Genomic DNA, 25326 nt, shown 5'->3' on the forward strand with positions numbered 1-25326 from the left:
AAGACGATCGCCGAAGATCAGACCCAGAACAGCAAGAAACCCGCCTGACCAGCGTAAACCGCTCGATCAGACGGGCTCTCAATTCAAGTGGAGCTGAGGGGACTCGAACCCCTGACCCTCACACTGCCAGCAACGAGCGGGTCACCTCTCCGCCGTGTTCGCCCAGCTCGCAGGCCTTCTACCTCAGTGCTCAGGCGTGGTGGTTGTAGCGGTCGTTGCGGTCAGCGTTGCGGTCACGTGCGGAGCAGCCGTATAGCCGGGAACGACAACGCCGACCACTCCTCCCCCGTCCCCCTCGTCCCTGCTGCGCTTAGCTCCTGGAGACATGTGTCAAGAGTGGCCGCAGGCCATCCCGCAGGGACGCGTAGCGCTCTTGGCGCATGTCTCCAGGTGTTAAACGATGGCCGGGAACAAGGGGTGGCGGTGGAGCCTTCCGGCGGCTGCACGCCCTGTCTCGCCGGCGGTCCCTCCACCTCTACTTGCGGTGGCTGCGGGGCCGCTTAGGTCGCTGTCCCGTTCGATCGGGGTAGGCCCGCCTCCGTCGCCGGGTGCGGGTGGGTGGCCGCAGGCCGGGCCCCGCCCGCTTACCCGAGCGACAAAGGAATGGGGCCGTGAAGCCCCTGTCGAACGGGGATAGAGCGGCGACCTAAGCGGCCCCGCAGGGGCCGCCTTGATGAAGAGAAGAAACTTTGGACACCAGCGCTGCCGCGTCGGCTGGGCTCGTCTGAGATGTATCGATAGAAAGATCCGCTTCCGGAAAGGACTCCGTTGCATCCCATGCGGAAACACGAGCGTCTACATCGCCTGTAGCCCTGGAAACGATGCGCGCCAAGGCTTCTTCACGTGGACAGTGCAAGTAGACGGTGGTCCAGACAGCGTCGGGGAACGCCTCCTGGATAGCCTCGATCGCTTCGAGCTGCCCGAGGTGCACGACTGGCACATGGTTCTCAAGGCACTCGCGCAGAGACGGGCGGTCGACCACGTACACCGATTCGTAGCGCCGGTTCTCCCACACGATGTCTCCGGAGCTGCGCAACTCATCGACGTGGGCGGCGTTGGTCATGCGGTAACCGCTCGTCCTGCCCGGACCAGCTTTGAGTCGGCGGTAGAGCCGATAGCTCGGGTCAAGGCGAGTTAGAGCCTCAGTGACCGTGTCCTTTCCAGACGCCGGCGGTCCGTACAACACAATGCCTCGCATCAGACCGCACCCTGAGCCGCGACCGACTCAACGAGTCGCTTCGCCTGAGCCTGGAGGGGTTCACTCGACGCAGAGTTGTCAACCACGCGGTGTTCGACCGGCGGGCGAAACGATGTATCAATCGCTGCAACGTATTCCGCCCAGTTTCCCAGCTTGACCGCGTCCCGAGCAGCACCCCTGTGACGTACGTAGGTGTGCATCGTGGCCTCGTCGCAGTAGACCCACACGACAACGACGGTGGCCTCCAACGCCTCGAACGTCGCGACTGTCCGGTTCATCCACGCGAGATCCTTGAACTCTTTGATAAACGGCGCTGTCACGATCGCACTGTTTCCACATTGGACGTTCTCTGTGGTCGCCGCAAGGAGTGCTTCATACTCGCGTGGGCGGACAACCTCCAGGTAAACCTCGGACTCCCGATCATGCGGCGACCGACCTAGCGTCTCTAGTGCCGCCTCGACAACCGGGCGCGTCAGTGTGTCCTTGTCGAGCATCGGCCAACCCGTTTCACGGGCCAGAATCCGGCCAAGCTCAGTCTTACCGCTCCCCGCATAGCCACCGATCAGCATCACGGTTGGCCGGTGAGTACGAACGTCGCCCCGCGCGCTCTGCTCCGGAGCGTTGACCACGCGGCCGGCACGAGACTTGCTGATCACCAGGCCCTCGCGCTCAAGGAGCTTCATCGCCTCTGTGACGGTGAAGACGCTCGTGTCCCACTCTTTTGCCATCTCACGTGTGGAGGGCAGCGCCTGCCCGTGCCGGAGTACGCCCGCCTCGATGTCGTTGCGAACGTGGCGAGCGATCTGCTCGTGCATGGACTCCGGCCGGGACAACCGACCGCCGGGGGTGGACATGTGCGGCTCCTGCCTGCGCGAGGACACGTAAGCGTTGAGCATATCAGCCACCTAACAGTGACTGCTGACACATATGCGCTGGTCAGGGGATATGTCTAGAAAAGTTCGACCTAACAGTTGCACGGCGGACCTATCAACTGTTAGCCTGTGACTACGCACACAGCCCAACCAGGGTTTAGAACACGGAGGCTCCGATGAAGAACATGGGGATCATCCTCAGCGACCGTCGCCTGATGCTGACCGAGCTGCCGACGCTGAAGACGCGCGAGGTGGACGGTCACACGGAGATCGTCACGGACCGGGACGGCGCACAGCAGTTCACCGCCACCGTGTTCATGAAGGCCAAGGGGGAGAAGGGCGAGGAGATCAAGGTGACCCTCGCGACCGACCCCGGTGACGAGTTCGAGGAGGGCGACATCGTGGAACTCGTCGACCCGCGCGCCTCGTTCTACTCGTTCAAGAGCGGCCGGGGCGAGACCGTGTCCGGCATCGCCTACCGCGCAACGGGTCTGGTCAAGGTCGCCTGACTCGGGCGCTGCCCGGTGACGCCTAGCGCGTCGCGCTCCGCCTGGCCCCTGTGACCGTCGAACCACCTTCGCGAATCCGCATCGGTAGGCGACGCCGTCGAATAGCAGGGGAATCCTTTCGAACTTTGACAATTCCACAGTGGGCCAATCCATGCCTTTTTCCGGCGTAATAGTCGCGCCGGGGATTCACGTTGACCACCGGCCGATCACTTGTCCGGCGGTCTTCGTGGTTCCCATGAGGAAAGAGGAGGTGCACGATCGTGGCGATTCAGATCATCGAGGACTACAAGACCAAGAAAGCCCTCGAACGGTACGGCCACTTCGTCGGCGCGATGGCAACCCTGGAGGAGGGGTTGATCGAGGCCGAGAAGCTGATCGAGCGCGTGGACGACTCCAAGGCTGGCGCCGGGTTCTCGCTGCCGACCAAGGACGAGCTGACCGCACAGCTCAAGAAGGTGTACGAGCAGGTGGGACACCTCAGGAGCAGGGCGCAGAAGCACGAGGCGGACCTGATCTCGCGCGAGTGGGCGGTGAGCTGACATGTCGTACGCGGTGGACAACGTGCTGGACGAGATCGCGATCGGGATGAAGGCGTTGCGCGACACGACCAAGGGCATTCCGGACGTCGGCGGAATCCGCGCCTCGCACGAGCGGGCACGTAAGGCGGTCGGCGCTCTGGTGGTCGCGCTGGAGGACGTGCGATCGAAGATCAGTGACAGTTAGGAAATAGACGATGCGTGGAGGTGGCCCGGCTCCACGCGGACTGTGAACGCATTTCTCCTGGGGCTGGGCTTCTCCCAGGAGAGGGCGATTCACGATGAGGTATTCCAACCGCAAGACGGGCGTTGAGTGGCGGGCTCTGCTGTGGACGGCCCGGCACCCCGGCATGGTGGTGGTACCGGGTGCCCTGGGGACCTCCACGGTCATGCTGGGCCCCTCGACCACGGGCGCGATCACTGGCGGGGCGCTGACGGCGCTGGGGAGCTGGTACCGGGCGCACCCGGACAGCTTCGACTACTTCGCGGCCCCGGTGCTGCGGGCGTGGCGGCGGCGCTGGTTCTCGCGCTACACCGGCCGGTGGTGGAAGGACACCATGCTGGCGGTCGACCTGGCGCCGGCGCACCGCAAGACCGGTGAGCACCAGGTCCCGCGTATCACCAAGCTCCGCTCTGCCGCGTCCTCGGTGGACACGGTGTGGGTGCGGATGATCCCCGGTCAGACGGCGAAGCTGTGGGAGAGCAAGACCGAGGAACTCGCCGTCGCGCTCAACGCCGAACGGGTGGGTATCGAGCAGATTCGTCCGCAGATCGTGGCGCTGGTGGTGCAGCGGCGGGAGTCGTTCACCGAGGTTCTTGAAGCTCCGGAGATGCCGTGGGACGCCGACGCGGTGGACCTGATGAACGTCGTCATCGGTGAGGACGAGTACGGCAACGACTGGCGCGTGCCGGTGATCGGTCAGCACATCTTCGGTGCGGGCGCGACCGGTTCGGGCAAGGGCTCGCTGGTCTGGTCCTTGCTCCGCGCGCTCGCTCCACTGATCCGTGACGGTCTGGTGCGGCTGTGGGTGCTGGACCCGAAGCGGATGGAGCTGGTCAAGACCGAGGAGATCGCTTACCGCTACGCGGCCGAACCTGAGGACTGCGTTGACGTGGTCGAGGAGTTCGTGAAGGACCTCGAACGGGTCCAGAGGTTGTTGGCGGAGCAGGGAAAGCGCAAGTTCTCGGTCTCGCATGAGACTCCGCTGAACCTGCTGATCGTGGACGAGATGGCCGCCTTGCTCGGGTTCGGCGACATGGTGGTGATCCGCGCCATGCGCAAGGCGTTGTCCTATGTCGGCACCCAGGGCCGCGCGACCGGACACAGCATGTGCGGCTTCGTGCAGGAGCCCTCCAAGGACGTCGTGCCGGTCCGGGACCTGTTCACGATGCGGATCTGCCTGCGCGTCACCAGTGCGGCGCACGTGGACATGGCGCTCGGTGAGAACGCGCGCCTGCGCGGAGCCCTGGCCGACGAGATCCCCAACGACGTCAGCACGGCCGGTATCGGCTACGTGGTGAAGGAGAAGTCCCGCGTACCGCTGCGCATCCGGGCGTCCTATGTGGACGACTCTGAGATCGACGAGTTGATCGAGTTCGTGACGAGTGGCCGCACGGGCGGCCTGAAGGTGGTGGCCTGAAATGTGGAGGTTCGGTTTCGCCCTCTGGGCGACGTGGCAAATGGTCCGCTGGGCCATCGTCGGCGCGGCCGTGCTGTTCGTGCTCTACCTGTGGGGCGGCTTCAACGGCGCCTTCATTCTCGCGTTGTTCGGCGTCGGCCTGGGCCTGTTCGGTCTCAAGCGGACGCTGGCCAACCTGTACCGCCGCGAACTCGCGGAACGGCGGTGATGACGATGTCCACTCCGCTTCGTCTCGCCGGCCTAGGTTCCCCCGCCTCGTGGCTAGTCCAGTGCCGAGACCTCGACCGGGACCGGGTGCTCCGGCTGCTGGCCGAGGTCGACGCGAACGGTCTCGGGTTCTCGCTCACCGTGGACCGCGCGTACCGGCTGGCCGACACCCGCCACGGCGTCCGCGTCAACGCCGACGACCAGCACGCGATCACGGCCCTGATCGGCGCCGGGGTGCTGGTGCCCGGCCGGGGCCACTGGTTGGACGTGGACGCCTGGCCTCCGCGTGACTACGTGCTGACGTTGTTCATCAGCTCCACCGCCGGCCGCGCCTTCTACGCGGAGCTGCGCGGAGGTGAGCAGTGATGGCCCGCACGATCCCCGGTCAGCTCGACCTGTTCGCCGGCGCGGCCGACACCACCCCGGCACCGCTACCGGCGCCACGGTCCGGCTATGGCGGTAAGGCTGACCTCGTGATCGAGGTGCTGGACGAGGTTCACAACGGCCGCTACGGACGCCTGGACGGCACCGACCGTGTCGTGCACCTCGACGGTGACGGACACTGCCGCCACGCCCCCGATGGGCTGTGCGACGTGGTGGAAAGCCTGCTGGCACAACGGTTCGTCAAGCTCGACTCACCGGCCCCGGTCCGGCACGGCGTGATCGTCAAGACCGTGTATCCGCTCAAGCTCACGCCGGGCGGACTCGGACTGCTGCGACGCTCGACGATGCTGCGCACCAGGACGCCACGATGAGCTGGGGCACCGATGAGGTCTTCGACGCGATGGCCCGCGTGGAACAGCTCCTCGAGGAACGCCACGAACTGATCATGCACTGCTACTACATCGGCCACGGCCCGGTCACCCCGGACGAGCGGCGGCAGTTCGTCGCCATCGCCGACGAGATCGCCGACCTGTACGGCGGGTTGTCGGACTACTACCGGCGCCTGGCCGACCGCGACAGGGAAAGGACCTGAGCCATGACCGCAGTGTTGCACCCCGGCGAGTCCACCCCGATGCGGCGGCTCGCCGACGACTACGACGACCTGATCCGCCGCCACGCCAACGACAACGGCGAACTGCCGGAGCCCTACGCCACCGAAGCGGCCGAACTCGCCCACCGCCTGCGCGTGCTGTGCGCCGACGAGTCCGACCACTGGGCGCGGCTGTCCCGCGAACACAGAGAAGGAAGGACGCACCGATGAACAAGGTCACCAAGCCCTACCCGTCCGACTGGAACGACTTCCCGCCGGACTGGATGAAGGCGGATGTCGAATCGGTCCTGAGCATGATCGTCTCGGGCACGCTCTACACCCGTGAGGGCCTGGTCAACGACTACGGCTGGATCAGGCACGACCCCGGACCCGCGCAGCCGATCAGCGACGACGAGTCCTCGACCACGCACATCATGGTCGAACGCGGCTACGTGATCTGGGCCGAGTCCGCCACCCTCACCAGCGAGTCCGGCGAGACCTTCACCGCCGCACGCATGGTGCTCACCCCCGCCGGCCGTCAGCTGCACGAGCAGTTGAGCAAGGGGAAGTGATCACGGTGCAGGACAACGACTCTGACGGGATCAACGAGGCGGCCGGGGTCACGAAACGAGTCGTTGCCCTGCGCCGTCGCAAAGCCGAATCCGCCCACCTGCGGGGCTTGGTGGACGACCCCGACATGGTCGCGGTTCGCATCGAGTCCCAACGGCGGACGATCACGCGCGGAATGTGGTTCTTCCTCGCGCTCGGACTCGCCTTCACCACGGCGGGCGTCCAGGACTTCCTTGCCGGGCACCGCGACCGCACCGACCCGCTGTGGTGGGCGGCCTGGCTCGCCGAACCGATGCTCGCCGGAATCCTGATCATGCTGCTGATGTTCGAGGCCGAAATCCTCTCGCGCGGCCTCACCATCCCGGACGGATGGGTCGGCAAGCTCAAGAAGGTGCTGCTGACCTCCACGCTGGTGATGAACGTCTGGCCCGCGTGCGCGCCGTGGCTGGCCGGGACGGAGCGGTTCGATGGCGGCAACCTCGCCATCCACATCATCGTCCCGGTGGTGGTGTACGGCGTCGCCGAGGTTATGCCGGTGATTCAGCACAAGTTCAACGAGGCCATTACCCGCGCTTACCGCGACGCGGCACGCACCACGGCCCCGGCGGCACCCATCCCGCCGACGCCCGTACCGGCTGCTGAGGAACCCGCACCGCGCACAGCACCAACCACCACGGCGGCACTGGCCACGGGAACCCGCGTGCGGCTGCCTGAACCGATCCTCAAGCAGGTCAAGGCCAAAGCCGCCGAACTCGCGGGCGAAGGACGCGAACTGACCGCCAACGACGTCCGCCAGGTCATCAAGGTCGCACCCGAAATGGCCGCCCAAATCGCCGCAGAAGTCCAGCAGCACAACGGACACGCCTTCACCTGACCCCGGCAGCACAACCCCTCTGCTGCCCACATGAGCGGGGCACGGCCACTTCCCCAGGCTGTGCCCCGCTTCCGTTGCACCACAAGAAAGGAGACCGCCGTGAACGTGCACCTGCTCGACAACCCGGCACGACAGCTCACGCTGTTCGATCCGGCCAGCACCCCCGCCCGCGTGGTGCGCGTCCACCAGGCCGACGCGGCGCACCTGCCCAGCCACACGGCACCCAAGCTGCTGGACCTGTACTGCTGCCAGGGCGGCGCGACCCGTGGCTACCAGCTCGCCGGGTTCGACGTGACCGGGGTCGACCTCGACCCGCAACCGCGCTACTGCGGCAACGCCTTCCACCAGGCCGACGCGCTGACGTTCCTGCGCGCCAACATGGACTGGATCCGCCGCGAGTTCTCCGCCGTCAGCGCGTCCCCGCCCTGCCAGAAGTTCACCAACGCCCAACGCATCCAGGGCCGCGAACACCCCGACCTGATCGGCCCCACCCGAGACCTGCTGATCGAGCTGGGCTTGCCCTACGTGATCGAGAACGTAGAGGGCGCGCCTCTGCGCAACGCCGTCACGCTGTGCGGCACCACGTTCGGACTGCGCACCTATCGGCACCGTCTCTTCGAGACCGGCAACGGCTTCACGCTGGCACCCCTCGCACACACCCCGCACGACCGCCCTGTGGTCAAGATGGGCCGTCCACTTCGGACCGGCGACTACTACCACGCGGTCGGCAACTTCTCGAACGTCCCCTACGTGCGCGCCGACATGGGCATGAGCTGGGCCAACCGCGACGGCCTGCGCGAAGCCGTCCCGCCCGCCTACACCCACCACATCGGCGCCGAACTGCTCGCCCAGCTCCCCGCCCTCACCACCGCTGCCTGACGAGAGGAGACGCCTCGTGCTGCCTGCCGACCCGACCACCAGCCTGGAAGACCGCATCGTCCGCAAGCTGCGCTCGGTCGACTACCGCGACTGGCGCGACAAGGTCACCGCCATCGGCGGATGCGCCCAGCCCATCCGCATGTTCGGCGCGTGGCAGCTCCACGACCACGCCGGCAAGGTCCTGGAGCACAAGGGCGGGGACATCCTGGTCCCGTGCGGCAACCGCCGACAGAGCGTCTGCCCGGCCTGCTCCGACCGCTACGCCGCCGACGCCTACCACCTCATGCACGCCGGGCTCGCCGGTGGCTCCAAGGGCATCCCGACCACGGTCACCGAGAAGCCCCGCGGTTTCGCCACCCTCACCGCCCCCTCGTTCGGCAAGGTCCACAGCGCCCGCCCGAGCAAGCGGGGCAGGACCATCCCGTGCGCCTGCGGCTCCTGGCACCACCCCGACGACCCGCGCATCGGCACCCCGGTTGACCCCGAGACCTACGACTACGTCGGCTCGATCCTGTGGCAGGCCAACGCCGGGGAGCTGTGGGCGCGGTTCATCCGCAACGTCAAGCGCGCCCTCGCCAAGGCCGCCGGGCTGCGGGCCAACGACTTCAAGCACCACGCCCGCCTGTCCTACGCCAAGGTGGCCGAATACCAGCGGCGCGGCCTCGTCCACTTCCACGGCGTCATCCGTGTCGACGGCCCCGACGGACCAGACGACCCGACGCCTCGGTGGGCCACGGCCGAACTCCTGGCGGACGCGATCAAGGCCGCTGCTGGCTCGGTCAGCCTCGAAGTCCCCCGGCCGGATGGCGAGATCCTGGTACTGCGGTGGGGTGATCAGGTCGACTGCCGCTCGATCCGGCCCAGCAACGCGGCTGAGGTCGAGGAGGCTGGCGAGATCAGTGAAGCCCGGTTGGCAGGCTACGTCGCCAAGTACGCCACCAAGGGCACAGGCAAGAGCGAAGCCGCCGACCGCCGCATCCTCTCTGAACTCCACATCGGACACCTCAAGGTCTCCGACCACCACCGACGCATGATCCAAACCGCCTGGGACCTCGGCGGCCTCGACGCCTACGAGTCGCTGAACCTGCGCCGCTGGGCGCACATGCTCGGCTTCCGGGGCCACTTCCTGAGCAAGTCCCAGCGCTACAGCACCACGTTCAAGGCCATCCGCGAAGAACGGCACACCTTCCGCACGCTCGAAGTCCTCGACCGCATGGGCTACGACCCGAACACGGTCACGGTGATCAACGACTGGGCGTACACCGGCTCCGGCTACAACACGGATGCCGAACGCACGCTCGCCCTGGCGATCGCTGAGGGCCGCAGGGAACAACGTCAACGCAAGTTCGAACACGAGGGGGAGAAATGGACAGCAGCCTGATCACGGTGCAAGCGGCGGCAGACCTGCTGTCGGTGAGCCGTTGGACCATCTACCGGCTCATCTGGGACAACGCCGTGAAGTCCGTCCAGATCGGACGGAGCCGCCGCATCGTCAAGGCCTCACTGGAGGCGTACGTGCAAGAACTCATCGAGGAGGCTGCGTGATGGGCAGGACGGCGCTCGCGTCTCCCGATCCCGAGGACGCCAACGGCCGCAAGAAGAACAAGAAGCGCCGCAACGGAGAGGGGCACATCCGGCAGCGCTCAGACGGCCGCTACGAGGCACAGATCTTCGTCACCACCGGCGACGGCGCACGCAAGCGCGTGAGCATCTACGGCAAGACGTGGGACGAGTGCAACGACAAGGTGATCCAGGCTCAGGCCCAGGAACGGCAGGGCCTCCCGGCGATCACAACCACGATGTCGGTTGCCGACTACATGCGGTACTGGCTGAAGGAGGTCGCCGAACCGGCCATCAGGCGGACGACGTACACCACGTACGAGAGTGCCATCCGGCTGCACGTCATCCCCGGCATCGGCAAGCGCAAGCTGAAGGCGCTCCAGCCCGCGCACATCCGCGTGTGGCTGAACAGCCTCCGCACGAAGTGTCAGTGCTGCGCGCAGGAGAAGGACGCGGCTCGTGCCAAGACGAGGACCGGCCGGGCTCGCTGCTGCGCCAAGGCAACGCCGGAGTGCTGCCACGACTACCTGTCGTCGCATTCCCGCCGGCATCTGCTCCGGCTGCTCCGTGCTGCACTCCAGGACGCGGTGGACGAAAACCTGTTGGCGCGCAACGTCGCCCGGCTGGTCGAGCTGAGCGACGGCGACGGGCACAAGGTGCGCGCGTTCACCCCGGTCGAGGCTCGAAAGATCCTCACCGTGGCCCGCGACCACCGGCTTCACGCGCTGTGGGCGGTAGCCCTCGCGGTCGGCCTGCGCCGTGGTGAAGCGCTCGGGCTCGCCTGGTCTGACGTCGATCTCCTCGCCGGCCGCCTCACGGTCCGCCAGGCGCTCTACCGCGTGGATAAGGAGCTACGGCTCACCGAGGTGAAAACGGACGCCTCGAACGCCACGATCCCGCTCCCCGCGTCGCTCGTGAAGGCGCTCCGGGAACACCGCAAGCGGCAGAACGAGGAACGGTTCGAGGCGGGCACGGCGTGGAAGGACACGGGCCTCGTCTTCACGACCAAGCTCGGTGGCCCGATCGAGCCGCGCAACGTCAACCGGATGTTCGAGGCGCTGTGCAAGAAGGCGGAGGTGCGGCAGATCCGCGTTCACGACCTGCGGCACTCCTGCGCGACGCTGCTCTTCGCGATGGGGGTCGACGCGGCGACGGTGCAGCGCATCCTGCGGCACAGCTCGATCACGGTCACGACCGGCACCTACATCGAGGTGATCGAGCGGGTTCAGCGGGACGCACTGGACGGGATGAACGCGTTCATCGATCCCGACGACGAATCCGGGGAAGAGAGCACGGCGTAGGCGCACGTTGCGGTATCAATTGCGGTAAAAAGGCCGCCTACCATGATCGGTAAGCGGCCTTTTTGCTGGTGGAGCTGAGGGGACTCGAACCCCTGACCCTCACACTGCCAGTGTGATGCGCTACCAGCTGCGCCACAGCCCCTTGAAGGTCCACGTTCCCGGTAGGTTTCCCTTCCGTTCTCGTGTGGCAATACCGTACATCACCCCTGCCACAAGATAAAAATCGGGGGTATCCAAAGCGCATTCGGCCTGGTAGGACCGGGTGATGACCGCCGGAGCGCCGTTCGACCCCCAGATCGAGTGCATGGACCCCGAGGCCCGCCGCGAGCTGCAGGAACAGCGTCTGCAGGGGCTCGTGGACCGGCTTCTCGCCACCGACAACTTCCAGGGGAACAAGATCCGGGAAGTTGGAGTGACGCGCGGCACAGATGTGCGGCTCGACGAGATCCACCTGTTGCCGACGATCACCAAGCAGGACCTGTGGGACCACTACCCGTTCGGGTTGCGGATCGCGGAGCCGGAGGACGTCGTCTGCGTGCACGGGTCGTCGGGCACCGGTGGGCGGCCGACGCTCATCCCCTACACGGCGGGCGATGTCGAGATCTGGGCCGAGGTCATGGCCAGGGCGCTCGCGGGGGCCGGGGCCACGCGGAGATCCACCATCCACAACGCTTACGGCTACGGGCTTTTCACGGGCGGGCTCGGGGTGCATCACGGCGCGGCGAGGCTGGGGGCCGCGGTGGTTCCCGTGTCGGGCGGGATGACGGAGCGTCAGGTCAGGCTCATCGAGGACCTCAAGCCGGACGTGCTGTGCTGCACGCCGTCGTACGCGCTGCGGCTGGCCGACGATCTCGAGGACACGAGCATCGAGGTCGGGATCTTCGGGGCCGAGCCGTGGACCGAGGAGATGCGGCAGGAGATCGAGCGACGGCTGGGCATCAGGGCGTTGGACATCTACGGGCTGTCCGAGGTGATCGGGCCCGGTGTGGCGTGCGAGTCCCTTGACTCCGAAGGGCTTCTCAACGTCGCCGAGGACCATTTCTACCCCGAGACGCTGGACGGCGAGCTCGTCTTCACCACGCTCACCAAGACCGGCATGCCGCTGCTGCGGTACCGCACGGGGGACGTGGCCACGCTGCACGAGCCGGCCGGGCAGCGGACGCTCAGGAGGATGAGCAAGCTCAAGGGGCGCAAGGACGACATGCTCGTCATCCGCGGTGTCAACGTGTTCCCGACGGAGATCGAGGCGGTCGTGCTGGAGCACGCGAGCCCGCACTACCTGATCGTCGAGGACCGGCGCACGACCACGGCGCAGCTGCACGTGGCGGTCGAGTCCACTCAGGACGTCCGAACGGTGCTGACGGACCGGCTCAGGGAGCGGCTGGGCATCACGTGCCGGGTTCACGTGCTGGAGCCGGGCAAGCTGCCGCGCACGGAGGTGGGCAAAGCACAGCGCCTGGCCCGGTGGACCCAGGGCCAGGCGCCGATCGACGGGCTCACTTAGTCAGGTCGGCGAGCCAGTTCTTGTTGTCCAGGTCGACGAGCTTGCCGCCGGAAGCAACGCTGGGGGTGCCGCGGAAACGGCCCGTTTCCGGGTCCTTGAGGACGGGGTCGTTGCTGGTCTGCGTCATCAGATCGTCCAACTGGGACTTGTACGTCTGGTTCTGCACGCACGACTCGAACGACGCGGACGTGACGCCGACGTCCTTGCCCAGCTTGATGAGCTGGTCCTTGGTGTAGCCCGCTTCGCCCTCTTCCGGCTGCTTGGCGAACAGCGCCGCGTGGAAGGCGTTGAACTTGCCCGCGTCGGCCACGCACAGGCCCGCGTTGGCCGAGTCCGCCGAGTAGCCGGGCGGGTTCGAGCGGCTGCTCAGCATCGGCAGGATGTGGTAGCGGATCTTGACCTTGCCGTCGTCGACGGCCTGCTTGATGGTGTCGCCGTAGGTCTTCTCGAACGTGCCGCAGATCGGGCAGAGGAAGTCCTCGTACACGTCCACGGTGACCGTGGCGGTGTCCTTGCCGACGAGCACGGTGTTGCCGTCGCGGACCGCGGGGGCCGAGATGGTGTGGTCCGCCGAGGCGAGCGGGATCGCCTCGGTGCCGGACTTCGACGGCTTCATCTGCTGGAACACGACGTAGCCGATGACGGCGACGGCCAGCACGGCGACCACCGCGATGCCTGCGATCACCTTGGTTCGGTCAGAACCCGACGACCGGGCCTGGGCCACCGCACGCGCGGCCTGCTTCCTCTTCCGCGCACTGCGCTCTGCACCACCCACGGCGACGAGGGTAGCGAGCCAAGCTAAAAAGAAGCTGAGCGGGCGATCACGCTTCCGGGTGGCGTGGCTTGCCGCCCACCCGTTCGCCGGTCGGGATCTCCGCGCTCTCGTCGAGGCAGCCGCACTCCGGTGCCACGGCCACGGCCGTGTGCTCCTCCTCGTGTGTGGGCAACGTCTCCGGCGCCACGAGCCAGAAGCCGACCGACAGCAGCAGCGCGGCACCGGTGATCGCGAACGACGCTTCGAAGCCCAACGTGTCGGCCAGCACACCGGCGCACATCGGGCCGATGATCGCGCCCAGGTCGGACACCATCTGGAAGCCCGCCAACACCGGGCCGCCCTTGCCGCGGGCGCCGATGACGTCGGCCACCACGGCGTTCTGCGGCGGGTTCAGCAGGCCCGCGCCCATGCCCGCGACCAGCGACGCGGCCATGAACGTCCACATGTCACCGGTGAAGCCCATCCAGATCGTGGCGAGACCGCTCACGACCAGACCAGCCAGGGCGACCGGCTTGCGGCCGCGGGTGTCGGCGATCTTGCCGGACAGGAACAGCATCGAGGCGTTGCCCGCGGCGAACACGGACATCGAGATGCCCGCGACAGCAGGACTGTGCTTCAACGCCTCGATGACGAACACCGGCACCAACGAGATCCGCACGCCGAACACGGCCCAGCCGTTCGCGAAACCGGACGCCAGCGCCGCCCGGTAGGTCGGGTGCCGCACCGCCTCGCGCACCGACATCGGCGTCTCGGTGTTGGTCTTGTCCAACGCCGCCAGGGTCGACCGTCGCAGGAAGAACCAGACCACGAACGCGGCGAGGCACAGCATCACGCCGTACGACACGAACGGGACCCACAAGCCGAGCGGCACCAGACCGGCGCCGACGATCGGTCCGCAGACGTTGCCGACCAGGAAGCCCGCCGCCCACAGCCCGGACGCCCGCCCGCGCATCGGCGCCGGCGTGATCCGGATCAGCAGCCCCAGCGCGGCCACGGTGAACATCGTCGACCCGACGCCCGCCAGCGCGCGCCACGTCAGCATCTCCGGGTAGCTCGACGAGAAGCCGGACAACGCGGTGCCGAACGCCACGATGAGGATGCCGACGATGTAGACGTGCGGCTCGCCGAACTTGTTCACGAGCCGGCCGCTCACCGGCGCGAACGCCAGCCGCACGAACGCGAAAGTGCTGATCAGGGCCGCGACCGCGGTGTGACCGACGCCGAACGACGCCGCGTACACCGGCAGCACGGGCGCCACGATCCCGAACCCGATGGCGATGATGAAGCTCGCCGCGACCAGAACCCACACCTCGACCGGTAACCGCTCGCGCACACAGCCTCCCTTAGCCCTGCTAAGGATATGTCACGCGGCAACTAAGTAACTCAGTCGAGCAGCTCATCAACTCTGCGTACATATGCCGTCACGGGATATGCCGCGACGAACCCGCACGCCTCGGCGAACCGCTCCCCCGGCCCTTCATCCACCTGCGAAGCGACCAACGCCGCCCCGGCGGACCGCAGCGCCGCAGCAGCGGACACCACCAACGACCGTCCAACACCCCTACGCCGCCGCGCCGGACGCACGACGCACTGCTCGACCAGCCCCACCCCGCGCTCGGCGAACCCCGACGCGAACCCGCCGATCCGGTCGCCGTCGTCCACCACCAGCAACAGGCACCGCGGGTCGTCCAGCCGATGCCCGAGCCACCGCGCGAGTCGCGCCCGGTTGCCGACCAGCTCGTCCGACAGCAGCTCGACGATGCCCTCGACGTCCGCGTCGACGGCCCGCCGGACGCCCTCCGAAACGACCGCGGGCCCGCGGTGCACCACGGTCAGCAGCTCCTCGACCGCGTACCAGCCGGAGTCGTCGGCGATGCCCTCGATCTCGTCCACGGTCGTCGGTGACGCGTACACCACGGCCTCGGCGCGCCCCACGTCCGCGAACGTCTGCTCCAGCTGCAGCAACGTCGACGCGACCTCGACCGACGACCCGTCCAGCGCGCAGCCGAAGTTGCCGGACGGCAGCGGGTTCTCGCGGTTGATCACCACCGCCGCGCACCCGACCCGGCCGACCTTGCCGTACCGGACCGCGCCGGACGCGAGCCGGGCTCCCTCCACCAGGATCGCGAGCGACCGCGACTGGTACGGGTCCAGCAGCTCCGGGTCGTCGGGGTCACGCAACGGGTCGACCATGCCTTCACCCTGACACACTCAGCGATGTGCACCTGCCTGATCTCCCGGTGAAGTCGGTCCTGCCCGAACTGCTCAGAACCCTCGACGACCACGGGTCGGCCGTGCTCGTCGCCCCTCCGGGCACAGGCAAGACGACGCTCGTCCCGCTCGCGCTGCCCGGCAAGGTCGTCGTCGCCGAGCCGCGCCGCATCGCCGCCCGCGCCGCCGCCGCACGCATGTCGAGCCTCCTGGGCGAACCGGTCGGTCACACCGTCGGCTACTCGGTCCGAGGTGACCGCAAGACGAGCAGGCACACCCGCATCGAGGTCGTGACCAGCGGACTCCTGGTCCGCCGGCTCCAGCACGACCAGGAGCTCAAGGGCGTCGGCACGGTTCTGCTCGACGAGTGTCACGAACGGCACCTCGACGCCGACCTCCTCCTCACGCTCCTGCTGGACGCCAAGGCAGGCCTGCGGCCGGACCTGAGACTCCTCGCCACGAGCGCGACCGTTGCCGCACAACGACTGTCCGACCTGCTCGGCGACGCCCCGGTCCTGCACACCGAGTCGCGCATGTACCCGACGGAGATCACCTACGTCCCGCCGGCCCGCAACGAGCACATCGAGAACACCGTCGCCAGGGCGATCAACAAGGCCTTGTCCGAAGTGGACGGAGACGTGCTCGCGTTCCTGCCCGGCGTCAAGGAGATCAACCGGACCGCGCGTCTGCTCAACGCCGACACGGTCATCTTGCACGGTCAGCTCACCGCCCAGACCCAGGACGCCGCGCTGAAACCCGGCAGCCGCCAACGCGTGGTGCTCGCGACCAGCATCGCCGAGTCCAGCCTCACCGTCCCCGGGGTACGAGCGGTCGTGGACGCGGGTCTTGCCCGCGTCCCCAGGGTCGACCACCGCCGAGGCCTGGCCGGGCTCACCACCATCCGCGTCTCCCAGGCCGTCGCCGACCAACGGGCGGGCCGAGCCGGACGTGAAGCGCCCGGCCGCGTCTACCGCTGCTGGCCCGAACACGAGCACTCGACGCTCCCCCGCTACCCGGAGCCGGAGATCAGGACCGCCGACCTGACCAGGCTCGCCCTCGAACTGGCGGTGTGGGGCACGCCGGACGGCAGCGGCCTGAACTGGTGGGACGCTCCGCCCGAGGGTGCGCTCAAGGCCGCCCAGGAGACCCTGAACGCGATCGGCGCCCTCGACCCGGACCGCCGCGACCGCATCGCGAACGTCGGCCTGCACCCCCGGCTCGGCCGAGCCCTGATCGACGGCAGCGAACTGGCGGGCAACCGCACGGCGGCCGAAGTCGTGGCACTGCTCGACGACAGCGCCCACCCCAGCACGACGGACCTGGCGACGGCGTTGAAGTCACCGGGAAAGTGGCGCGGGGAAGCCGAGAAGCTCGAAAAACTGGGCACCAACCCGCACGGCAACGGCGACCCGGCACTCGTCGTCGCACTCGCCTACCCGGAACGGCTGGCGAAACGCCGGTCCAAGAACAGCAACGTCTACCTGATGGCCAACGGCACGGCCGTCGAGCACACCGACTCGCACGCCAAGTGGCTGGCGGTCGCGATCGCCGACCGCGAACCGGGCAGCAAGCACGGCCGCATCCGCCTCGCCGCCCCCGCCGACGAAGAGCTCGCGGTCACCGCCGCCAGCGCCCTCGTGCACACCGAGGACGACATCCGCTGGAACGGCGACGTCATCGCGAACGAGGTCCGCAAGCTGGGCGCGATCACCCTCGACGAACGGCCGCTGAACGACCTCGCCAAGTCGCAGCAGGCACTGCGGCTCGGCCTGGAGACCGAAGGCCTGGGCCTGCTCAAGTGGACCGACGCCGCGAAGCGCCTGCGCGAACGCATGGCGTTCCTGCACCGGACCCGCGACTGGCCGAGCGTCGACGACGAGCACCTGATCCGCGCGATCGACCTCGGCAAGGCGAAGAAGCGCTCCGACCTGGCCAAGATCGACACGGTCGCGCTGCTGCGGAGCCTGCTGCCGTGGCCGGAGGCGGCGGAGTTCGACCAACTCGCCCCAGAACGCATCGGCCAGGGCAAGGTCGACTACACGCAGGACCAGCCGATCCTCTCCGTCCGCATCCAGGACGCCATGAAGTGGGCCGACACGCCGAAGATCGCGGGAGTTCCGGTGGTCGTGCACCTGCTCTCCCCCGCCGGCCGCCCCACCGCCGTGACCAGCGATCTCAGGTCTTTCTGGCGCAACGGCTACCTGCGGGTGCGCAGTGAGCTCAAGGGCAGGTATCCCAAGCACCACTGGCCCGAAAAGCCCTACAGCAAGGGCACGTGAGCGACCGATCTGAACCATTAGGAATCGAACAACGTTAGTCTCAGCTATGGCGCACATCGCGATCTTCCTGATGCCCGAGCGCGGACACCTCCTGCCCGCGCTCGGGTTGATCGCCGAGCTGGTGCGCCGCGGGCACCGCGTGAGCTGCCCGGTGCCGGCAGCGTTCACCGCGGCCGTGACCGAGTGCGGCGCGACGGCGATCCCGTACGAGACCACGCTTCCCGGTGTGCTGCCGGAGTCCCTCTATGCGTCCGCGCGGCTCGCGCTCGCCGAGGCCGAATCGATGCTCCCGCAGCTGGAGGACGGGTTCCGGCAGGACCCGCCGGACGTGGTGCTGTGGGACATCGCGGCCTGGGCTGGCGGGGTGCTCGCCCGCCGGCTCGACGTGCCGAACCTGTTGCTGGAGAGCTTCCTGACCAGCAACGCGCACTGGTCGCTCGGCGCGTCGGTCGTGCCCGCGCGCACGTTCGACGCCGAGGCGATCCGGTTCTTCACCAGGGTCCAGGAGTTCCTCGGCAGCTCCCTGCCGGAGTTCGTCGCGGGCGCGCGGCGCCGGATCGCCTTGTTCGCCAGGGAGTTCCAGCCGGAGGGCGACACGTTCGACGAGCGGTTCGTGTTCACCGGCCCGTGCCTGACCGAACGCCGGTTCCAGGGCACGTGGACACCGCCGGGCGACACACCCGTGGTGCTCACCACGATCGACGCGCAGACGTGCGCCGACGCGGCGCGCGGAATGCCGTGGCACCTCGTCGCGAAAGGCGAGGTCGGGCACCCCGCACCGAACGTCGAGGCGCACGAGGAGGTCCCGCAGCTCGCCGTGCTGGAGCACGCCGGCGTCTTCATCACGCACGGCGGCCTGAGCGGCGTGATGGAGGCGTTGCACCACGGCGTTCCCATGATCGTCGTGCCGCGCATGACCGACCAGCGCCTCAACGGACAGCGCGTCGAGGAGCTCGGGCTCGGCGTCGTGCTCGACCGCGTCACGGTGGAGGGCGTGCGTTCGCTGGTCGGTCAGCTGACGTCAGACTCGGCGATCTCCGCACGGGTGAAGGACATGCGGCGGATGATTCACCAGTCGGGCGGCAGCGCGCTCGCCGCCGACGTCGTGGAGGAGGAACTGGCGCGGTGAAGCAGATCTGGGACGACGCGGTCCGCGCGCTCGGCGGCACACCGGACGCCGGTGACCTGGCCGAGCGCTACGCCGAACCGCATCGGGCCTACCACAACACGGTCCACGTGGCGTCCGTCGTCCGCGACTCGTGGGCGCTGGCCCACGCGTTCGCGTTCACGCCGGAAGAACGCGCGGTCCTCACCTTGGCCGCCTGCGCGCACGACGTGATCTACGACGGCAAACCGGGTGACGACGAACGCGCGTCCGCGGCCTGGGCGCGGGAACACCTGGCAGGGCTGGAAGAAGAGCACATCGCACGCGTGGAGTCGTTGGTGCTGGCCACGATCACGCACTCGTCCGACGACCCGCTCGCGCACGTGCTGCTCGACGCCGACCTCGCGATCCTCGGCTCCGAACCGGCGGACTACGACCGCTACCGCCTGGCCGTGCGCCAGGAATACGCGCAGTACGACGACTCCCAGTGGCGCGTGGGGCGGGCTCACGTGCTGAAGACGCTGCTCGACCGCGAGGCGCTGTTCGTGACCGAGCCCGCACGGCAGCTGTGGGACGCCGCCGCGCGGATGAACCTGGCCCGCGAACTTCAGTCCTTGGCGTAGAGCACGCGCGTCGCCGTGGTGAACCGCTTGAGCGTCTCCGGGATCGGGTCGACGCCGATGCCCGGCCCGGTCGGCACGTGCATGAAGCCGTCCCTGAGCTCGAACGGCTCGGTCACGTCCTCCGCGAAGTACCGGCGTGACGCCGACACGTCGCCCGGCAGCACGAACCCCGGCAGCGCGGCCAGCGCGAGGTTCGGCCCACGCCCAATGCCGGTCTCCAGCATTCCGCCGCACCACACCGGAATCCCGTGCGCGACCGCGACGTCGTGGATCCGGCGTGCCTCCAGGTAGCCACCGACCCTCGCGGGCTTGATGTTGATGACCCGGCAGGCGTCCAGCGCGATCGCCGTGGCCGCGTCCCTGGCCGACGTGATCGACTCGTCGAGGCAGATCGGCGTGCGGACGCGCTGGGCGAGCAGCGCGTGCCCGCGGATGTCGTCCTCCTCCAGCGGCTGTTCGATCAGCAGCAGGTCGAACTCGTCGAGCCGGCGCAGGTGTTCGGCGTCGGCCGGCGTGTACGCGGTGTTCGCGTCGACCTGCAGCAGGACGTCGCCGAACCGTTCGCGCACGGCCCGGACGGGTTCGACGTCCCAGCCCGGCTCGATCTTGAGCTTGATCCGCGCGTAGCCCTCGGCCAGGTAGCCCTCGACGTCGCTGATGAGCTCGGGGATCGAGTTCTTGATCCCGACCGAGACGCCGGCGGGCACCCGGTCCGCGGTGGCGCCGAGGAACGCGCCGATCGGCATGCCGTACGACCGCAGCTCGGCGTCCAGGATCGCGGTCTCGAGCGCGGCCTTGGCGAGCTTGTGGCCCTTGATCGCGTGCGTCCGCGGCTGCACCTCGGCGGCCGTGGCCTCAGGCGTCACCCGCGGCACGAGGTGCTGGTCCAGCACCAGTTCCGCGGCACCGACGAACTCCGAGCAGTACAGCGGTTCCGGGTCGGCCGCGAACTCCGACCAGCCCTCGGCGGTGTCCGTGACGACCCGCAGCAGGAACGTGTCCTTGGTCGTCATCGTCCCGAACGACGTGCGGAACGGCGACACCAGCGGAATCGCGACGTGCAGCAGCTCAACCCGTTCGATCTTCACCGGCGCTCCAACTCGTACCAGCCCTCGCGCGACATCGACGTCGCCGCGTACCCCTGCGCGAAGGCGTCGACGAACACGCCGCGCACCGCTTCTCGCCACTCACGCGCCAGCTTTGCCGACTCCTTGCGCACCTGCACGATGTCGCGCGGCACCCGGCACCAGATCCGCTCGCCGTCCGTGCGCGCCAACGGTTCCCCGTCCGGCGCCGTCGAGGTGACCTCACCGGCGGGTACCGGCTCCCGTGCCGCACGCTCGCCCGTGAGGTCCCACTGCACGGTGAGCCGATCGCTCTCGTCACCGTCGTTCACGCCGTCACGCATCGGCCCGTAGAAGTCCACTGTGTACTCGGTGACGACCGCGCCGAGCTTGACCAGGTTGAACCGGGCGTTGCGCGACACCAGCGGGTCGTAGGTCCACCGCATCGACTTCGCGCCGAGCCCGACCGCCCAGTCGCGCTGCGCGAGCTTCAACGGATGCCCGGCACCGGGCCGCGCCGCCGCGATCATCGAGTACACCGACCCGTCCGGGCAGAAGAGGCCCGTCGTCGCACCGACCAGCTCGTCACCGTCGAACGCCCCGATGGTCGCGCCGCCCGCGTGCCGCAGGCAGTGCAGCGTCTCCGTCGACAGCACGTCCTCGGTCGTCTCCCAGACCTCGGCGTAGTAGGCGGCGACGCGGGCGATCCCGGGAACGTCACTGATCACTTGGAACCGCAAGGCGTGCCTTCCTGACGCTGTACCCGAAGTAGATGCCGAACCCGATCACCATCCAGACGATGAACGCGATCCACGACGGCAGCCCGAGGCTGAACATCATGTAGATGCAGAACGCCAGCCCGAGCAACGGCGTGACCGGCGAGAACGGCACCCGGAAGCTCCGCTGCCGGTCCGGTTCGGTGCGGCGCAGGATGATCACCGCGATGTTGACCAGACCGAACGCGAACAGCGTGCCGATGCTGGTCACGTCGGCCAGCGAGCCCAGCGACACGAACGCGGCGAGGACGGCGATGAAGGATCCGACGATCACCGTGTTGACGTACGGCACACCGGTCCTCGGGCTGAGCTTCGCGAAAACCGGCGGTACCAGCCCGTCGCGGGACATCGCGTACAGGATGCGCGTCTGTCCGTAAAGGACGGTGAGCACCACGGACGCGGTCGCCACCACCGCGCCGATCGACAGCAGGATCGGCCAGATCTGACCGCTCACGTTCTCGGTCAGCACCTGGCTCAGCGCGGCCTCAGCGCCCTCGAACGACTGCCACGGCATCGCGCCGACCGCGGCCAGCGCGACCGCGCAGTACAGGGCCGTGATGACGACCAGCGACAGGATGATCGCGCGCGGCAGGTCGCGCTGCGGGTTCTTGGCCTCCTCACCAGCGGTCGACGCGGCGTCGAACCCGATGTAGGAGAAGAACAACGTGGCCGCGCCGGCGCTCATCCCGGCCAGCCCCAACGGGAACAGCGGCTGCAGGTTGCCCGCCTTGAACGCGGTGAACGCGACCGCGCAGAACATCAGCAGCGAACCGACCTTCACCCACACCAGGATCGTGTTCGTGCGCGCACTGCCCTTGGAACCACCGAGCAGCACCAGCATCGAGAGCACCACGACCAGCACGGCCGGGATGTTGATGATCCCGCCCTCACTCGGCGGCTGGCTCAGCACGTCCGGAATCCTCAGCCCTGTCACCAGGTGCAGCAGCTCGTTGATGTACTGCCCCCACCCGACGGCGACCGCCGCCACCGAGACCCCGTACTCCAGCACGAGACACCAGCCGCACACCCACGCGACGATCTCGCCGAGCGTGGCGTAGGCGTAGGAGTACGACGAGCCGGACGCGGGGATGAGGCCCGCGAGCTCGGCGTACGACAGTGCGGAGAACAACGCGGTGATGCCGGCGAGCACGAACGACACGACGATGGCGGGCCCGGCCTTCGGCACCGCCTGCCCCAGCACGACGAAGATGCCGGTGCCGAGCGTGGCACCGATGCTGATCATCGTGAGGTGCCCGACCCCCATGGTGCGCTTCATCTCGCTACCGGGATGCGTCAGCTGATCGATCGGCTTGCGCCGCAACACCCGCGCCCCGACGCGCTGCTCGTTGCTCATCCGACCAACCTAACCGGTGAGTCAGTTATCGGCGGCCACCAACCGGGCGGAACGTGCGCCGGTATGTGTCCGGCGGCACACCGACCGTTCGGTGGAAATGCCTCCGCAACGTCGTGGCGGTGCCCATGCCGGACGCCTCGGCGATCTGGTCCACGCTGTCGTCGGTCATCTCCAACAGCTCCTGGGCCCGCCGGATCCGCTGGACGTGCAGCCACTGCAACGGCGTGGTGCCCGTCACCACCTTGAAGAGCCGGGCGAGGTGACGCGAGCTCATGTTCGCCTGACGCGCCAGGTCCTCGACGGTCAACGCCTCGCCGAGCCGCGTGCTCACCCAGTCGAACAGCTCCGTCAGCGGATGACCTTCCTCCGCCGGCACCGGCGCGAGGACGAACTGCGCCTGCCCACCGTCCCGATGCGGCGGCACCACGAGCCGACGCGCCGCCGTGTTGGCCGTCGCCGCGCCGTGGTCGCCGCGGATCAGGTGCAGACTCAGATCGATCGCCGCCGCCTTGCCCGCGCTGGTCAGCACCTGCCCGTTGTCGACGTACAACACATCCGGATCAACCTCGACCAGGGGATACCGCTCCGCCAGCACGTCCGTGTGCGCCCAGTGCGTGGTCGCGCGCAGCCCGTCGAGCACCCCCGCCTCCGCCAGCACGAACGCCCCGGTGCACAACGACACGATCCGAGCACCCCGCTCGTGGGCCTTTCGCACGGCCTCCACCAGCTGGGGCTCGATCGGCTCGTCCACGTCCGCAAGAGCGGGCACGATCACCGTGTCAGCCCGTTCGAGCTGGTCAAGGGCCAAATCCGGCTCCATCGTGAACCGCCCGACCCGCACCGGCCGGTTGCCGCAGATTCTGACCTCGTAGTCCAGCTGCGGCGCGGCGAAGATCTCGTACGCGGCGGCCAGCTCGAAGTGAAGCATCCCCTCCGTCACGGCAAACGCAAGCATGTCCGAAACTGTACGCATCACGTCGTTCCAGACACTAGCCCGTTCTCAACCCCACGACTTCAATGGTCCACATGGGACACAAGATCGCGGTGTACGGCGCCTCCGGCACAACGGGCCGCTTCGTAGTGGCAGAACTGCAAAAACGCGGCTTCACCCCACTCCCGTTCGGCCGCGCCCAGGCAACCGCCGACGACCCTTTCGCACTCGACCGGTCGCTCGCGGGTGCCGACGCGGTGATCAACACGGCAGGCCCGTTCGCCGTGACGGCCCTCCCTCTGATCTCCGCCGCCGAACGCGCGGGCATCCCGTACGTCGACGTAGCCGCCGAGATCGAGGCGAACGCCGACACGTTCGCCCGCGGCGCCACGATCCCGGCCGTGCCCGCGATGGCGTTCTTCGGCGGCCTGGGCGACCTGCTGGTCACCGCCGCCATGGCCGACTGGCCCACCGCCGACTCAGCCCACATCGCCTACGGCCTGAGCAACTGGCAACCCACCCCAGGCACGCTGACCGCCGGCGCCATCTCCCACGAGAGACGGGCGGGCCGGCGCGTCCGCTTCCGCGACGGCGCCCTGCAATACCACTCAGACCCGCCGCAGACCCTCCACTGGAACTTCCCGAGCGGCCCACGCGAGGTGATCGCCGAGTTCTCAATGGCCGACATCGTCACAATCCCAAGCCACCTGCAAATCCCCTCAGTGACCTCCTACATGTCCACCACAGCAGCCAACGGCCTGACCAAAGCCGCCGACCGCACAACCCCAGAAACCTTCGAGGTAGACGTCCGCGTACGCCGAGGCAACGAAGAACGCAGGATGACCGCAGCGGGCCGCGACATCTACGCAGCAAGCGCACCACTGGCGGTCGAGGCAACAGAACGCCTGCTAACAGGCCGCTTCAAGATCACCGGGGCAGCCTCAGCAGGCGCAATGTTCAACGCCCCAGACTTCCTGACCACCCTGACCCCCTGACCCCCCTGACCCCCCTGAACCCCCAGGGGCGAAGCCCCGAAGGGGGGTCCGGGGCGCAGCCCCGGCTGGGGGTCTGGGGGCTCGGCCCCCAGAAAACACCCGGAACGAGCAAGGCGAAAGCGGCCGAAGGCCGCTGAGCAGCCTTCGGCCGAGTGGAGGTGCCGGGAATCGAACCCGGGTCCTGTGGCGGCTCATCAGGGCTTCTCCGTGCGCAGTTCGCTTCGCCTCTGCTTGACCCCACCAGTCACGCGAACAAGCTGGTGTGACGGGCCCAGTCGCTGTGAGTTTCCCGAACAGTCCCCGCGACCGGGACTGCTGGTAAGCCCTCTAGCTGATGCCGGACTCTAGGCCGAAGGCACTCCTAGGCCGACAGCGTTGCTACTCGCCTCAGCCGGCGAGAGCGAACGCGCGCTGGTCGTTAGACGTGGCGCTTATTGGTTTGCGATGACGCTTGCGGTGGTCTCTCGCCTGCACCGGCACGCTTCCCCTGAATCAACGTCCACAGTCGAAACCGTTCACCCCCTTGTAGTGGTACGCATAGCATAACGACCGGGGCCAATCAGTTCTTCCCGAGGCAGGTAGGGCTGTCC

The 25326-nt window shown here is 68.0% G+C and carries 29 protein-coding genes, 1 tRNA gene and 1 other RNA gene; 20 read left to right on the top strand and 11 right to left on the bottom strand.

Annotation, left to right across the window (positions count from 1 at the left end):
• Positions 1-646: 646 nt before the first annotated feature.
• A complete protein-coding gene (locus tag ACWEIJ_RS42930) occupies positions 647-1198 on the bottom strand; it encodes an AAA family ATPase (protein WP_449843060.1) in 552 nt (183 codons plus the stop codon).
• Positions 1198-2052, bottom strand: coding sequence for a GntR family transcriptional regulator (locus ACWEIJ_RS42935; protein WP_449843061.1), 855 nt, complete (start codon positions 2050-2052; stop codon positions 1198-1200). Before ACWEIJ_RS42935 ends, ACWEIJ_RS42930 begins: the two co-directional genes overlap by 1 nt.
• Before the next feature lie 194 nt (positions 2053-2246).
• Between ACWEIJ_RS42935 and ACWEIJ_RS42940 the strand changes: the two genes are divergently transcribed.
• The 15 genes from ACWEIJ_RS42940 (at position 2247) to ACWEIJ_RS43010 (ending at position 11119) form a co-directional block, all read left to right on the top strand.
• The gene (locus ACWEIJ_RS42940) at positions 2247-2579 is read left to right on the top strand and encodes a hypothetical protein (protein WP_449843062.1); all 333 of its coding nucleotides are present in this window, start codon (positions 2247-2249) and stop codon (positions 2577-2579) included.
• Between the two features lie 260 nt (positions 2580-2839).
• Positions 2840-3118, top strand: coding sequence for a hypothetical protein (locus ACWEIJ_RS42945; RefSeq protein WP_449843063.1), 279 nt, complete (start codon positions 2840-2842; stop codon positions 3116-3118).
• A gap of 1 nt (position 3119) precedes the next feature.
• Complete coding sequence (locus tag ACWEIJ_RS42950) at positions 3120-3302, top strand: hypothetical protein (protein ID WP_449843064.1); 183 nt, start codon at positions 3120-3122, stop codon at positions 3300-3302.
• A 94-nt stretch (positions 3303-3396) separates the two neighbouring features.
• Positions 3397-4755, top strand: a complete 1359-nt coding sequence (locus tag ACWEIJ_RS42955) for an FtsK/SpoIIIE domain-containing protein (protein ID WP_449843065.1) — start codon at positions 3397-3399, stop codon at positions 4753-4755.
• Between the two features lies 1 nt (position 4756).
• Entirely contained in the window at positions 4757-4963 is a 207-nt protein-coding gene (locus ACWEIJ_RS42960) for a hypothetical protein (RefSeq protein ID WP_449843066.1), read from the top strand.
• Positions 4964-4968: 5 nt separating this feature from the next.
• On the top strand, positions 4969-5328 hold the full coding sequence (locus tag ACWEIJ_RS42965) for a hypothetical protein (RefSeq protein ID WP_449843067.1): 360 nt from the start codon (positions 4969-4971) through the stop codon (positions 5326-5328).
• On the top strand, positions 5328-5717 hold the full coding sequence (locus tag ACWEIJ_RS42970; protein WP_449843068.1) for a hypothetical protein: 390 nt from the start codon (positions 5328-5330) through the stop codon (positions 5715-5717). The genes ACWEIJ_RS42965 and ACWEIJ_RS42970 overlap by 1 nt, the downstream gene beginning before the upstream one ends.
• Complete coding sequence (locus tag ACWEIJ_RS42975) at positions 5714-5938, top strand: hypothetical protein (protein WP_449843069.1); 225 nt, start codon at positions 5714-5716, stop codon at positions 5936-5938. Before ACWEIJ_RS42970 ends, ACWEIJ_RS42975 begins: the two co-directional genes overlap by 4 nt.
• A 3-nt stretch (positions 5939-5941) precedes the next feature.
• Positions 5942-6166: a hypothetical protein gene (locus tag ACWEIJ_RS42980; protein WP_449843070.1), complete on the top strand. Its 225-nt coding sequence runs from the start codon at positions 5942-5944 to the stop codon at positions 6164-6166.
• Positions 6163-6507 carry a hypothetical protein gene (locus ACWEIJ_RS42985; RefSeq protein ID WP_449843071.1) on the top strand — a complete coding sequence of 115 codons (345 nt, stop codon included), beginning with the start codon at positions 6163-6165 and terminating at the stop codon, positions 6505-6507. Before ACWEIJ_RS42980 ends, ACWEIJ_RS42985 begins: the two co-directional genes overlap by 4 nt.
• Entirely contained in the window at positions 6504-7379 is an 876-nt protein-coding gene (locus tag ACWEIJ_RS42990; protein WP_449843072.1) for a hypothetical protein, read from the top strand. The genes ACWEIJ_RS42985 and ACWEIJ_RS42990 overlap by 4 nt, the downstream gene beginning before the upstream one ends.
• 99 nt (positions 7380-7478) lie before the next feature.
• Complete coding sequence (locus tag ACWEIJ_RS42995) at positions 7479-8258, top strand: DNA methylase (RefSeq protein WP_449843073.1); 780 nt, start codon at positions 7479-7481, stop codon at positions 8256-8258.
• Between the two features lie 16 nt (positions 8259-8274).
• Positions 8275-9639, top strand: coding sequence for a replication initiator (locus tag ACWEIJ_RS43000; protein ID WP_449843074.1), 1365 nt, complete (start codon positions 8275-8277; stop codon positions 9637-9639).
• Positions 9624-9803 (top strand): excisionase family DNA-binding protein, encoded by a 180-nt coding sequence (locus tag ACWEIJ_RS43005; RefSeq protein WP_449843075.1) that lies wholly within the window; start codon positions 9624-9626, stop codon positions 9801-9803. Before ACWEIJ_RS43000 ends, ACWEIJ_RS43005 begins: the two co-directional genes overlap by 16 nt.
• Positions 9803-11119, top strand: coding sequence for a tyrosine-type recombinase/integrase (locus ACWEIJ_RS43010; RefSeq protein WP_449843123.1), 1317 nt, complete (start codon positions 9803-9805; stop codon positions 11117-11119). Before ACWEIJ_RS43005 ends, ACWEIJ_RS43010 begins: the two co-directional genes overlap by 1 nt.
• A 66-nt stretch (positions 11120-11185) precedes the next feature.
• Here the strand turns inward: ACWEIJ_RS43010 and ACWEIJ_RS43015 are convergent.
• A tRNA-Ala gene (locus tag ACWEIJ_RS43015) sits at positions 11186-11261 on the bottom strand.
• Positions 11262-11384: 123 nt separating this feature from the next.
• Here ACWEIJ_RS43015 and ACWEIJ_RS43020 point away from each other — a divergent pair.
• Positions 11385-12623, top strand: a complete 1239-nt coding sequence (locus ACWEIJ_RS43020) for a phenylacetate--CoA ligase family protein (protein ID WP_449843076.1) — start codon at positions 11385-11387, stop codon at positions 12621-12623.
• Here the strand turns inward: ACWEIJ_RS43020 and ACWEIJ_RS43025 are convergent.
• From ACWEIJ_RS43025 to ACWEIJ_RS43035, 3 genes are read right to left on the bottom strand one after another with little or no spacing between them, the layout of a single operon-like run.
• On the bottom strand, positions 12616-13398 hold the full coding sequence (locus tag ACWEIJ_RS43025; RefSeq protein ID WP_449843077.1) for a DsbA family protein: 783 nt from the start codon (positions 13396-13398) through the stop codon (positions 12616-12618). The genes ACWEIJ_RS43020 and ACWEIJ_RS43025 overlap by 8 nt on opposite strands.
• Before the next feature lie 46 nt (positions 13399-13444).
• On the bottom strand, positions 13445-14731 hold the full coding sequence (locus tag ACWEIJ_RS43030; protein ID WP_449843078.1) for an MFS transporter: 1287 nt from the start codon (positions 14729-14731) through the stop codon (positions 13445-13447).
• Positions 14732-14781: 50 nt separating this feature from the next.
• Positions 14782-15591, bottom strand: coding sequence for an N-acetyltransferase family protein (locus ACWEIJ_RS43035; protein WP_449843079.1), 810 nt, complete (start codon positions 15589-15591; stop codon positions 14782-14784).
• 26 nt (positions 15592-15617) lie between these two features.
• Between ACWEIJ_RS43035 and hrpB the strand changes: the two genes are divergently transcribed.
• The 3 genes from hrpB to ACWEIJ_RS43050 are packed head-to-tail and all read left to right on the top strand — an operon-like array spanning position 15618 to position 19616.
• On the top strand, positions 15618-17888 hold the full coding sequence (gene hrpB / locus ACWEIJ_RS43040) for an ATP-dependent helicase HrpB (RefSeq protein WP_449843080.1): 2271 nt from the start codon (positions 15618-15620) through the stop codon (positions 17886-17888).
• Between the two features lie 46 nt (positions 17889-17934).
• Positions 17935-19017, top strand: a complete 1083-nt coding sequence (locus ACWEIJ_RS43045; RefSeq protein WP_449843081.1) for a macrolide family glycosyltransferase — start codon at positions 17935-17937, stop codon at positions 19015-19017.
• Positions 19014-19616 carry an HD domain-containing protein gene (locus ACWEIJ_RS43050; protein WP_449843082.1) on the top strand — a complete coding sequence of 201 codons (603 nt, stop codon included), beginning with the start codon at positions 19014-19016 and terminating at the stop codon, positions 19614-19616. Before ACWEIJ_RS43045 ends, ACWEIJ_RS43050 begins: the two co-directional genes overlap by 4 nt.
• On the opposite strand, the gene menC is transcribed toward ACWEIJ_RS43050, so the two are convergent.
• The 4 genes from menC to ACWEIJ_RS43070 are packed head-to-tail and all read right to left on the bottom strand — an operon-like array spanning position 19601 to position 23783.
• Positions 19601-20704 (bottom strand): o-succinylbenzoate synthase, encoded by a 1104-nt coding sequence (gene menC / locus ACWEIJ_RS43055; protein ID WP_449843083.1) that lies wholly within the window; start codon positions 20702-20704, stop codon positions 19601-19603. The two genes, ACWEIJ_RS43050 and menC, sit on opposite strands and share 16 nt — an antisense overlap.
• Positions 20701-21408, bottom strand: coding sequence for a hypothetical protein (locus ACWEIJ_RS43060; RefSeq protein ID WP_449843084.1), 708 nt, complete (start codon positions 21406-21408; stop codon positions 20701-20703). The genes menC and ACWEIJ_RS43060 overlap by 4 nt, the downstream gene beginning before the upstream one ends.
• A complete protein-coding gene (locus ACWEIJ_RS43065) occupies positions 21398-22810 on the bottom strand; it encodes an amino acid permease (protein ID WP_449843085.1) in 1413 nt (470 codons plus the stop codon). Before ACWEIJ_RS43065 ends, ACWEIJ_RS43060 begins: the two co-directional genes overlap by 11 nt.
• Before the next feature lie 25 nt (positions 22811-22835).
• Positions 22836-23783: a helix-turn-helix domain-containing protein gene (locus tag ACWEIJ_RS43070; RefSeq protein ID WP_449843086.1), complete on the bottom strand. Its 948-nt coding sequence runs from the start codon at positions 23781-23783 to the stop codon at positions 22836-22838.
• Positions 23784-23836: 53 nt separating this feature from the next.
• On the opposite strand from ACWEIJ_RS43070, the gene ACWEIJ_RS43075 reads away from it, so the two are divergent.
• Complete coding sequence (locus ACWEIJ_RS43075) at positions 23837-24736, top strand: saccharopine dehydrogenase (RefSeq protein WP_449843087.1); 900 nt, start codon at positions 23837-23839, stop codon at positions 24734-24736.
• A gap of 150 nt (positions 24737-24886) precedes the next feature.
• Here ACWEIJ_RS43075 and ssrA read toward each other — a convergent pair.
• Positions 24887-25259: a transfer-messenger RNA gene (gene ssrA / locus ACWEIJ_RS43080) on the bottom strand.
• Positions 25260-25326: the final 67 nt, after the last annotated feature.

The sequence above is a fragment of the Lentzea sp. NPDC004789 genome (assembly GCF_053601075.1).